11 protein-coding genes are annotated in these 11,800 nt (G+C 42.3%); 4 read left to right on the top strand and 7 right to left on the bottom strand.

The window, feature by feature from the left end; all coding sequences use genetic code 11:
- Positions 1–95: 95 nt before the first annotated feature.
- The 3 genes from V7K35_RS06320 to V7K35_RS06310 all read left to right on the top strand — a co-directional run bounded on the left by V7K35_RS06320 (position 96) and on the right by V7K35_RS06310 (position 3,644).
- Positions 96–1,355 (top strand): MFS transporter, encoded by a 1,260-nt coding sequence (locus V7K35_RS06320; RefSeq protein WP_335077309.1) that lies wholly within the window; start codon positions 96–98, stop codon positions 1,353–1,355.
- Positions 1,356–1,430: 75 nt separating this feature from the next.
- The gene (locus tag V7K35_RS06315) at positions 1,431–3,026 is read left to right on the top strand and encodes a DHA2 family efflux MFS transporter permease subunit (protein ID WP_335077308.1); all 1,596 of its coding nucleotides are present in this window, start codon (positions 1,431–1,433) and stop codon (positions 3,024–3,026) included.
- A gap of 48 nt (positions 3,027–3,074) precedes the next feature.
- Positions 3,075–3,644: a Uma2 family endonuclease gene (locus tag V7K35_RS06310; RefSeq protein ID WP_335077306.1), complete on the top strand. Its 570-nt coding sequence runs from the start codon at positions 3,075–3,077 to the stop codon at positions 3,642–3,644.
- On the opposite strand, the gene V7K35_RS06305 is transcribed toward V7K35_RS06310, so the two are convergent.
- The 7 genes from V7K35_RS06305 to V7K35_RS06275 form a co-directional block, all read right to left on the bottom strand.
- Entirely contained in the window at positions 3,641–6,253 is a 2,613-nt protein-coding gene (locus tag V7K35_RS06305; RefSeq protein WP_335077376.1) for a chloride channel protein, read from the bottom strand. The two genes, V7K35_RS06310 and V7K35_RS06305, sit on opposite strands and share 4 nt — an antisense overlap.
- Before the next feature lie 61 nt (positions 6,254–6,314).
- Complete coding sequence (locus V7K35_RS06300) at positions 6,315–6,455, bottom strand: hypothetical protein (protein WP_335077304.1); 141 nt, start codon at positions 6,453–6,455, stop codon at positions 6,315–6,317.
- 316 nt (positions 6,456–6,771) lie between these two features.
- A complete protein-coding gene (locus tag V7K35_RS06295; protein WP_335077302.1) occupies positions 6,772–6,975 on the bottom strand; it encodes a winged helix-turn-helix domain-containing protein in 204 nt (67 codons plus the stop codon).
- 230 nt (positions 6,976–7,205) lie between these two features.
- On the bottom strand, positions 7,206–8,111 hold the full coding sequence (locus V7K35_RS06290) for an ATP-grasp domain-containing protein (protein WP_335077301.1): 906 nt from the start codon (positions 8,109–8,111) through the stop codon (positions 7,206–7,208).
- A 260-nt stretch (positions 8,112–8,371) separates the two neighbouring features.
- Complete coding sequence (locus V7K35_RS06285; protein ID WP_335077299.1) at positions 8,372–8,683, bottom strand: hypothetical protein; 312 nt, start codon at positions 8,681–8,683, stop codon at positions 8,372–8,374.
- A gap of 296 nt (positions 8,684–8,979) precedes the next feature.
- Complete coding sequence (locus tag V7K35_RS06280; protein ID WP_335077297.1) at positions 8,980–10,209, bottom strand: hypothetical protein; 1,230 nt, start codon at positions 10,207–10,209, stop codon at positions 8,980–8,982.
- Positions 10,210–10,295: 86 nt separating this feature from the next.
- On the bottom strand, positions 10,296–10,769 hold the full coding sequence (locus V7K35_RS06275; protein WP_335077295.1) for a hypothetical protein: 474 nt from the start codon (positions 10,767–10,769) through the stop codon (positions 10,296–10,298).
- Positions 10,770–10,871: 102 nt separating this feature from the next.
- Between V7K35_RS06275 and V7K35_RS06270 the strand changes: the two genes are divergently transcribed.
- Positions 10,872–11,768, top strand: coding sequence for a YihY/virulence factor BrkB family protein (locus V7K35_RS06270; RefSeq protein WP_335077293.1), 897 nt, complete (start codon positions 10,872–10,874; stop codon positions 11,766–11,768).
- Positions 11,769–11,800 lie beyond the last annotated feature (32 nt).

The following is an 11,800-nucleotide window of genomic DNA, read 5'->3' as shown; positions in this document are numbered from 1 at the left end:
TCTTGCTATGACATTTTCATACATCTAAAGACAGGCGTATAAAGATGAGGTGAGATGATATTTGTGAGAGCAGATTGGTATAAAACAAACCTTAGATGAAAAAACCGCTACTACCTGCATTAAGGTCAAAAAACTACCAGCTGTTTTTTGCCGGACAAGGTATTTCCCTAATTGGGACGTGGATGACGCAACTGGCGACGATTTGGCTAGTTTATAACTTAACAAACTCCCCATTAATGCTAGGAGTTGTAGGATTTTCGAGTCAAATTCCTAGCTTTTTTTTAGCTCCCTTTGGTGGAGTTTTTGTAGACCGCTTTTCTCGGTATCGTACCTTAATTAGTACGCAAGTCTTAGCGATGATTCAATCGTTAACCTTAGCAGTGCTGGCGCTAACTGGTGTGATTCAGGTATGGCATATCATCGCCTTGAGTTTGTTTCAAGGATTTATTAACGCCTTAGATGCGCCAGCCCGTCAAGCATTTGTGCCAGAATTGGTTGAACGCAGAGAAGATTTAGCCAATGCGATCGCCATCAACTCCACGATGATCAACGGTGCGCGATTAATTGGCCCTGCGATCGGGGGTTTATTAATTGCTAGCGTTGGAACTGGCTATTGTTTTTTAATAGATGGTTTGAGCTACGTTGCTGTAATCGCTGCTTTGTTGGCAATGAAAGTTAAACCTTGGAAAAATTCGGTAACTGACGGTAATCCCTTGCAAAAAGTCAAAGAAGGATTTGTATATGCATTTAGCTTTCCACCTATTCGCTCCATCTTATTGCTATCAGCTTTAGTTAGTTTTATGGGGCTACAAAATACTATTCTCGTACCAGTTATTGCAGAACAAGTTCTCAAAGGTGGTGCAGAAACCTTAGGATTTTTGATGGCGGCATCTGGAGTTGGAGCCTTAACTGGTGGAATTTATCTAGCTACGCGCCACACAATCTTAGGAATTGGTAAATTGATTGCTTTAGCTCCAGCAATTTTAGGAATTGGTCTAATTGCCTTTTCTTTCTCTCGATTTTTACCGCTTTCTTTATTCACAATGTTATTCGTTGGCTTAGGAACAATTCTCCAGATTGCTGCTAGCAACACATTTTTACAAACCATTGTTGAGGACGACAAACGTGGGCGATTGATGAGCTTATACACAATGTCATTTTTGGGGATGATTCCCGTGGGTAATTTATTAGGAGGTGTATTAGCAAGTCATATTGGTGCTACCAATACTTTGATTATTGATGGGATAGCTTGTATTTTAGGGTCGATCATTTTTAGCAGACAGTTGCCTGCTTTAAGGCAAATAATGCGTCCAATTTATGAGCAAAAGGGAATTTTAATAAGTAATAAAGCTTAGGATATAAAACCGCGAATAGATGGTATAAGATTTTATAATAATTTTGTTACTTAACCTTGGAACTGGAACAACACTATGGCTAATACAGGTGTAATTCGTCAGCAAGGGCAAAATCCTGCTGTACCACCAGAACGTGTACCTCTAAGAACCTGGATTGGTGTATTAGCAAGTATGCTTGGTGCATTTATGGCGGTATTGGATATTCAAATAACTAATGCTTCACTGCAAGATATTCAAGCAAGTTTAGGAGCAACTTTAGAAGAAGGTTCTTGGATTTCTACGGCGTATCTTGTAGCAGAAATTGTGGTAATTCCTCTAACAGGATGGTTGTCACGAGTGTTTTCTCTACAACGTTATCTGTTAGTCAATACTGGATTATTTATTTTCTTTTCTATTTGCTGTGGTTGGGCGTGGGATCTTAATTCCATGATTTTTTTCCGCGCCTTACAAGGTTTTAGCGGAGGAGTATTAATTCCTACCGCTATGACAGTTGTTTTAACAACTTTACCCCAATCAAAACAATCAGTTGGGTTAGCTGCATTTGGATTTAGTGCAGTTTTTGCACCGTCAATTGGCCCGACATTAGGAGGTTGGTTAACCGAAAATTTTGGTTGGGAATACAACTTTTATATAAATGTAATTCCAGGGGCATTAATGCTGGCTGGTGTTTGGTACGGAATTAAGCCAGAAAAACCCCAAATTAATTTACTCAAACAAGGTGACTGGTGGGGAATTATTGCAATGGCTATTGGGTTAGGTTCCCTGCAAGTTGTTTTAGAAGAAGGTAGCCGTAAAGATTGGTTTGGTTCAGCTTTGATTGTGCGCCTAAGTGTGATTGCAGTAATTTTTTTAACCGCGTTTTTCTTTATAGAATTAACTCGTAAACAACCATTTATTGATTTACGGCTTGTGCTCAGGCGCAACTTTGGTTTAGCGAGTATTGTTAATGTGTCGTTAGGAGTAGGATTGTATGGTTCAATTTATATTTTACCGCTGTATCTTACCCAAATTCAAAAATACAATGCGCTGCAAATTGGTGAAGTATTAATTTGGGCTGGTATTCCTCAACTGTTTATTATTCCCCTCATACCCAGATTGATGAAACGCATTGATGTGCGGTTAATGGTGGCTGTTGGTGTGACTTTGTTTTCCATCAGTGCATTTATGAACTCTGGAATGACTAATGAAACAGGATTAGATCAATTACGCTGGTCGCAATTTGTGCGGGCAATGGGACAACCCCTAATTATGGTGCCGCTTAGTTCTATCGCCACTGCTGGTTTGAGTCAGAAAGAAGCAGGTTCGGCAAGTGGTTTATTTAATATGATGCGGAATCTGGGTGGTTCTATCGGAATTGCTTCTTTAGCGACTTTATTAGCAAATAGAGAACAATTTCACTCGAATAGATTGGGTGATACAGTATCTTTATATAACCCAGAAACTCAACAGCGAATTGACCAAATGACACAGTATTTTGTTAGTCGGGGAGCAGATTTGAGTACAGCCCAAAATCAAGCGATCGCATCCATATCCAACATTGTCCGCCGGGAAGCGTTTGTGATGGCTTTTAACGATTGTTTCTACTTTATTGGCATTGCTTTGTTACTCAGTGGACTTGCTGTTTTATTCCTCAAGAAGGTGAAGCCAACTGGTGGCGCTGCTGCTCATTAAATTTGTTGTATCAGTTACAATATTTGATAAAACTACTAAGGTACTAAAATGGTCATTAGCCCAAGTGAGTACTATATCTCCCCAGAAGAATATCTAGAAGGCGAGAAATTTAGTGAAATAAAACACGAGTATATCGATGGGCAAGTCTACGCAATGGCAGGGGCAAGTGATGCTCATGTCACAGTTAGCATGAATATATCTATGCTGTTGCGAAACCATCTCCGGGGTAGTGGATGCCGTGTCTACATGTTAGACATGAAAGCACAAATTGATGTCATAAATCGCTATTTTTATCCTGATGTGATGGTGACTTGGGATGCACGAGATAGAGAATTTGAATATTTTAAGTCCCATCCTTGCTTAATTGTCGAAGTGCTTTCTGAGTCAACAGAAGGCTATGACAGAGGAAAGAAATTTGCTAGTTATCGACACTTAGAATCATTGCAAGAATATGTGCTAATTTCACCAGACAGAATGAGTGTGGAATGCTTCCGCCGCAATGAGCAAGGACATTGGGTACTTTACCCTTATGAAAAAGAAGAAGAAGTGCATTTAGCTAGCGTTGATTTTCGTTGTGCGATCGCAGCTATATATGAAGATGTATTATTAGTAGATTAATTAACTTCTCCAATAGTAGATGCTGCACGGACTAAAATCACAGTTTGGTTATTATTGCGGCAGATAGTTGCTGGGATATTACCATGCACTACTTGTTGCAACATTCCTTCACGAGAAGCTCCCAAAATAATCACATCACTCTGGTTGCGTTTAGCACAATCCAAGACGGCTTCTGACACAGAATTTGCATAGAGTGGATCAATTGTTACTAAACCTTTGAGCCGTTGTTTGAGAAAATCAGCAGCTTTTTTGAGAGTTGTTGTATCCGCTTCAGTTTTATTTGCTTCAAACACTTGACATAAGTTAACCACTGGAGTTTTACTCAGTGAAGTCAGTGCTGGAAGCAATTGAATTGCCTGTTGGGAATTGGGGCCACCCGCTATCGGCACTAACCAGCGTTCCAAGTGGGTTTGCTTATTCAGCTTGACTAACACCACATCACAGGCTGCTTGCCGGATAACTGTATCTACTACCCGACTAAAGACCCTTCCCGGTGTGGCTGTGCTACCCTTCCAACCCATCAGCATAAAATTAATATGACGGTCTTGGATAGTTTGCAAAATTGCTTGTGACAAGTCATGAGCAACTCGAATTTGGGTATGTACTGGGATATGCCATGTCCGTCCCAAACGTATTGCTTGCCGCAGTGGGCCCATAGCTGCCTTGATATTCACTTGGGTTTCTGCAAGAATCTTGTGCTGGGGGACAACAATAATATGCAGACATTCTATTTCATAATGGCGATCGCGGGCAATTGCGATCGCCATCTCCAACAGCATACTTGCTGTTTTCGGGTTACTTAATGGCACCAGTAACCTTCCCTGTCCAGTTTCCGGCGCACTGGTATGGTAAATCACGCGGGATGGTTCGGCTTTAGAACCTACAAAATCTTCCGAACCATTGAAATAGGCAGCTTCCACCCGAATAATATCACTACGTGTAATGATACCCACTAAGCGGTTTCCTTGCACAACTGGTAAACAGTTAATCTTGTAACGGTTGAGCAAGTGCAGCACATGGGCAAGGGTATCAACAGGAGAGGTAGTTACTGGTTCTGGAGTCATCACTTGGGCGACAGTGGGATGCTCACTTAAACCTGTTTGGGAGAGATTTGTGATATCTTGTTGGGTTAAGATTCCGACCAATTTACCCTTTTCCAATACTGGAAAGTGGCGGTGGGAGGATTGGGAAAATGCCTGCAATGCCTCATCCCAACTCATCCGGCTCCCCAGAGTTTCTACACTCGGTTGCATGACATTGGCTGCGGTTAGTTGCGTCCAAGGAGCTTGGGGATTGGTTTCTTTTGGCAAATGAATGCCTTTAAATTCTAATAAATGGTCGTATAGTGATCCCGTTTCTAGGGCTTCTGCCACCAAATAAGCAGTTACCGAAACAATCATCAACGGTAACACCAAATTAAAGTCAGTTGTCATCTCAAACACGATGATCACTGCCGTAATTGGGACTCGCGCCACCCCACAGAAAAATGCCCCCATCCCGACTCGTGCATAAGTTGTCGCCAAACTCACAGCCAGGAAGTGGTGTTCTAAGGTTCCTACCAAATAACCCAAAGCTGCTCCCAGTCCTAGTGTGGGAACCAGCAATCCAGCAGGCGCACCAGAAGCGTAGGTAAACAGGATAAGTAGGAACTGAAGAAAGAAAACTAGCGCTACTAATTCCCAGTTTGCTTCACCCGTCAGCAACAGTTCCCGTAATCCAGCGTTGTCCCGAAATAATGAGGGAAGGCAAGCAAATACCAATCCTGTCACTAATCCAGCCAGTCCCATCCGCCAAGGTAAGCTGATTTTGAGAAAGCGACGACTTAAACCCAAACTGGCGAGAACTCCCCGATTGAACAGCACGCCCCCGAATCCTGCCAAAATTCCCAATAGCAGGTAAAAGGGAATTTCCGACACATAAAAGCTGGTGTTGGCAGCCGCTAAATGCAGATTTAAATCTAAACTATGGGTGTCACAAATACGGGCAACAACAGAACCAATAAATGAAGCCAGGATTGCCGTTCCCAAGGTGATGTCAGAGACATCTTGTAAAAGTTCTTCTACAACAAATAATACCCCAGCAATCGGGGCATTAAAGGCAGCCGCCAGTCCCGCCCCGGCTCCGGCTGCAATCAGTTGGCGACGGTGTTCAGGGGAAGTGGGAAACCAGCGACTAAACTGACTGGCTAAGGCTGCACCAATTTGCACTGTAGGCCCTTCCCGCCCCAAGGGCATCCCAGATGCTAGCACCAGCGTTGCACCGACCAATTTCACCACAGCAATTCGCAAGTTGAGGGGCATGGGCACCTTTGCCAGCACCGCTTTTACTTCCGACATGCCGCTACCAGCAGCTTCAGGGGCGATGCGTTCCACCAACCAGCCTGCGAGAAATCCGCCCACTAACCCAATTATCGGCAGTGCCAACAAAGCAGGAAACTGATGGGATATTTGTAGTCGCCACCCACCTAACAATCCCACACCTTGCCCTAACAAGACAGCAGCCAATCCAGAGACTAAACCAATCAGACAAGCTTGCACCATTGCAAGGCGTTTAGTGGGCAAAAGCTTATGGGAGAGCCGCTTCCAATAAATCTGCCCCATGCGTGCCATCTTGATTCTAAACTTGACAACCAATTGGCTACTCATTCCATTCAACCACTATATATAAGAATCACACGAAAAAGTTACTAGGGCGCGATCGCTTCAATTCCAGAGATTTTGCTGGTGTTGGTGTTGACACCGTAGTTGGAGTATCAGAGGATTGCCAAGGCAATTGGTGATGGTTAAACCAATAATCTACAGAAAATCCCATGACGGCAGCTATTAGTAATAATAAATATAATTCTTTTCACCCAACGTTATGGCTGAGTTTTCAGTCAAGCTGGATTGAGATAAATTCGAGCTTCCATCAACAGTGTGATGTCTCATAGAATACCTTCAACTCTCTTGTTAGCAACATGGAAGAGGATTTTTATTAGTTTAAATCAAAACCCCCCGAACCGAAATTACGTATTTAGTTCGGGGAAATTTTGCTATGTGGTGTTCCGAGAAGTTATTCAGAATATCAGCTTAAAAAATAGTTGTGGAAATATCAGGTAGAAATCGGATAAACAATCACAAGCCAAAAACTAAAGCTGCTTCAGACGATAGCCTAGTCCGTGAACTGTGTCAATAAAATCATCAGGATCGCCAAATTCTCGGAGTTTATGACCTAAACTTTTGATATGAGATTTAACAGTTTGTTCGCTCGGTGGGTCTTGCAATGACCAAATTCGCTCAATAATTCCCCCTCGACTCAGTACCCGGCGATCGCTAGAAACCAGGAGTTCCAACAGGCATATTCTTTGGAATTTAGGTATAAAATGTTCGTCTGCATATATTTACTTCATAGGTGCTAAAATTTAAACGCAGACTTCTCCAACAAAGGTCAGCTGAAGCTGTTGCTAGGCTGCAACATTGCTCGAATCTGAGCCATTAATTCCGCCATTTCAGAAGGTTTTGTTATATAGTCATCAGCCCTAACATCCAAACCAATAATTTTATCTGCAAGGCTGTTGCAAGCTTAGTTTACTAATAAAAGATTAACTAAACTTTGAGTAATAGGAAATTTTGTTTGTTGCTCAAAGTGTAAAAACATCGGACTGGGATTTGCTTCTAAAAAGACATACTCACCCGTTGGTTTTAAACGCCAGTCTATCGCCGTCCACTCTAACATCAAGGCTTTGCTGATGGCTAAACATTGTTGTTGAACTAAGTCAGGCAGTTCCACCGGAATTAACTGTGCTTTTTCATCTTCTCGAAAGTCTAGAGAATTACTGCGAATCTCCGCAGCATAAATATCTTCTCCTATTACATAGCTGCGGATATTAGTGCCAGGAATATACTCTTGGAATGTTACCGGAGAAAGTCGTAATACCAAATTTAGCCGATGGGGTTCTAAATGAAAGTCACTCACAAACTGAGTATGTGTCCCACCGTAGACTGGCTTAAAAATTGTCTTTGGTTGGATTTTACAGAATTCAATTACTTGTTGTGGGTTGTTGCTGATTAATGTCGCTGGAATTTCAACGCCCAGAAGCTTAACTTGACTTAGTTGCAAGGGTTTTTCTTTGTGAAACTGGTAAGCTTGCCAAGAATTGACCCATCTAACTGGTTTAGCTTGAAGCAGTGTCCGCAGTACACTCGTTGCATCACTAAAAGCAATTGTCTGCTGACCTTCTGGTAAATTAGGAATGTAAGGAGCAGAGAAATTTCGCCAAAAAACACTCTTAATATCTTGCAAATTTAACTGATGTCCCCCTGGTAGAACCAAGCAGCCAGCTTGAATATCAGGTTGCCAAGAAATTTGTATTTGAGTTGGGAATAAACGAGTATCCAAGTAATTTACTGCTGTACCTGCTTTTGTCAGCGCATCTCTCATGTGTAAAGCATGAGCATCAAAAGAATTACCTAATACGAGAATATTCATCCTTATATAAAATATTGATAGGTCTAATACATAAGTTAGTAGATTACAAGTAACAACCAGCTGCCTCTTGATGAAATAAATTGGCTAAGTAGGTGGACATAATTAAACGTAAAATTATAATCTTTGAAACTCTCTCAGGAAAAAACTTTGTCCATCCTGCCTTCAATTAGAACTGCCAACTGAGCCTCCTACCTAGCACCAGAAATGGATCACAGGATATTATCTTTCAAATGGAAACATAATCATCAAGATAAGAAAGTTTAGTAGTGGCACAGACCACCACCTTCTTCTGCTGCCTCACCCACTTTCGCAGTAATATGATGAGTAGTAGCCACTGGGCCGCCACCACCTTCTTCTGCTGCTTCACCTACTTTTGCAGTAATGTAATGAGTAGTAGCCACTGGGCCGCCACCACCTTCTTCTGCTGCCTCACCCACCTGAGCAGTAATGTACTGAGTTGTAGCTTGTAATCCTCCTGTAATCTTTTCAGATGACTCATCTGTCAATGGCTCTAGAAAATCTAGCTCAATTGCTTCTAAGTCAGATACTTCTAGTTCAAAGGGATGTTTCATATAATTCACCGAAATTTTTCCAGATAAATGTATTCTACGGTACTATATCATAGTCGGAAATATAAACATTTTTGTCCCTTTGGAATCTAGTTATAAAGTGGGAGCAGTGCTCCAAAGTGATGTGCTAAAAATTCTGGGTATAAATCACCTATTTAGTAGTGCGTAGGCAAGCCAGTGCGGTCTTCTCTCTTTGGGAGAGGCTAGTACCAAGGGGTTTTTTCATGAGCAACTGGCGTGCGACTTCTAGTCGCCAGGACTAGATGAATTGAGACTTTCTAAACATCCTCTAATATTGGCTACAAATTTGCTTTCGAGACTTTTTCAATTTGCCCAGTAAAGTATGCTTCCTGATGTTTGAGTTGGTGCGCTAGTTCTAACCCTTTTTGAAAAGCTGTTACTGCTTGAGGAAACTCTTTGCGTTCTAGATACAATTGTCCAATTTGGTCATAAGCTTGCATCAACCCGTAAAAGTTGGCGGCTTGCGTCTGTATCTGCACAAGAATTTCACTAGCCTGCAAAGCCTCGTCTGTTTGTCCTTGAGAACGATACAGTGCAATTAGTTTTTGCAAAGCTTCACCAGCACGAACGTACTCCTGTAATTGCCAAGCAGTTGTATAAGCTTCTTGATAATTTTTAAAAGCTTCTAACAGTAAGTTAGGATCTTTCTTTGCTAGAGATTCGTAATTTGAAGCGATCGCTAGCTTTAATTCTGGTATTTCAGTAAGATTATTTTCATTGACGTAAATTTCTGCTAATTTATTAAGTACATTCAATGACTGCTGTGGTTGGTTTGTCTGCTCGTAAATCTCAGCCAGCCGTTGCAAATATGTTAGCTCGTTTACACGATCGCCAACAGAAGTAGCTAAACCCAACAATTCCTCGTAGATTGGCGCAGCTTTGCGATAATCAAACCAACTCAAATTTAGTTCCCCAATTGTCTTAAGGATTTCTACTAGGACTGTGGTACTTTTTTGCTGTCGTACCACTAACAAAACTTGGTCGTAAGCTTCAAGAGCGAGTTTAGGCGATCGCACATTTTGGTAAGCTTGCCCTAGCGATCGCCACAATTCTAGATCAATTTGGGCAGTTTTTTTCTGAGATTGTACCTGCTTTTGAATTGCTTGCAATCGCTGCGTAATATATTGTACTTCTTGGCTGTCGTTTTGCTTCCAGGCGATCGCCCCGACTCGTGATAGTGCTTGCACCTCTAGTGATGAACCTAAAAAGCGCCGCAAGCGAAGTTCCCGGTTCCAAATTTCAAACGCCGCTACCTGATCCCCTGCTTGCAATTTTGCCGCTGCTTCTTGGTTTAAGGCATCCAACGCTGGTTCTAAGTTTTGCTGTTCTTCGAGAGTTAACGGCTGTTTATTCTTGGGCAAACGTGGTAACAGCGGATCGGGTGTGGTAATTTCTAGGGGACTAGGAGGAAATTTATCCGGTGGTTTGGGCTTTTTAGTCTCTGCCAGTGTCAAGGAACTACTAAAGAGTGTAGCAGCAGTAACAATCACAATTAAGCGCTTGAGCATGGGTACTTTACCTTGCCTTAAGTTAGTTGCATGAGATAATTGGTAATTATCACCATGCCCTATTATTGCCAATACTCAGTTAGGAGTTAGGAGTTTTTTCCCTTCTCTTTCTCTTTTGATGCTCGTTCGCGTGTCAAGCTATCAATAGCATCACCCAAAGCAGTAGTAAGGCTATTGCGGGTTTGGGCGTGGTTATCCTGCTCAGTTTTCAAAGCTTGCAAGAGGCGTGAGCGTTCTTTGATTACGGCGATGAGTTTAGCTTGCAAGTCCTCCACAGATTTTAGTTGTTCTATTTCTTGTTGGATCGCTGTTACTGGTGTCCCAGCAGCCAGTGTCTTGACCTCAAGACCCTGGAGTTTATGCAGGTCTGCCTTGAGGGATGCGATCGCCTGTTGGGACAGTTGGGCATGTGTACGGCGTTGTTCTGCTTCAGTATTGTAAAGCTGACGCCATTTTTGGGCACTTTCCCAAGCAGCATCGCGATCGTGTTGAAGTTCCGCCATCTGCTCTTTGAGTACCTGGATTTCTGTCAACCACTGTTGTGTTAAATCTTGATCCATAAATAAATAGTTATTAGTCAATGGTCATTAGTCAATAGATGCGATTGCTATCCCAAATTTGGGAAAGTAATTAATAAAGGCAACCACTTTTAACTCTAAATCATGCCAAAGCCTCGTTTTTTTCGCTTCTTTCGCCACCTCAATTGGCACACGCTCAAAAAAACTTTTGCCAGGACAATCGAAAGACGACTTTTGGGACTTGCCTCGGAAATCGCCTTCAATGCCATGCTATCGCTGTTTCCAGCAATTCTGGCTCTGCTCACAGCCATTGGCTTATTGGCAGAATCTTTGCAAGCCACCTTTAACAAACTGGCGAATCAACTTAGTCAAGTCCTACCTGAACAAGCCTTGGATCTGATTCGTGATTTTGCCACCACAGAAATTACCAACTCCAAAAACAGCAGTTTATTTTCTCTGAGCTTTGTATTAGCAATTTGGACTGCTTCTGGGGCGGTGAGTACCGCTATGACAGCCCTCGACCAAATCCATCAAATTCCTCCAGAAGACATTCGCCCCTTTTGGAAAGCCAAGCTCATTTCTCTAGGATTAACAGTCGGTACTATGTTGCTTTTAGTATTGGCTTCTTTCTTAGTGTTTACCAGCGACTGGCTATTGGCAATGGTAGTGCGCGGAAATGGTTCTTTGATATTCTTGTTGCATCTTTGGCAGTTGTTACGCTGGCCTTTAGCTTTAAGTATTGTTGCTTTCGCCTTTGGCTTTGTCTATCGCTATGGCCCAAGCCAGTGGAACTCAGGCACGCCAATGATGCCTGGAGCAATTTTAGCAGCTGTTTTTTGGGCAATTTTGTCAGCCCTATTTCGGCTTTATGTGGCGAATTTTGGCAATTATAATAAAGTTTATGGTGCAGTAGGGGCTGTAATAGTTTTAATGCTCTGGCTGTCGATGAGCGCTGCTGTTCTGTTAATCGGCGATCAGTTGAACGTAACTGTCGGCGAAGATATGCGCCCAAAAGCACAGTCAGAATCCCCCGATAAATAGAAAATATAGCTGAAATCTCTGTGGAAATTTTT

It is taken from the genome of Nostoc sp. (genome assembly GCF_036917275.1).
Classification (GTDB): domain Bacteria; phylum Cyanobacteriota; class Cyanobacteriia; order Cyanobacteriales; family Nostocaceae; genus Nostoc.
Note: the sequence above shows the minus strand (reverse complement) of the source record. Positions and strands in the feature narration are given on the sequence as shown.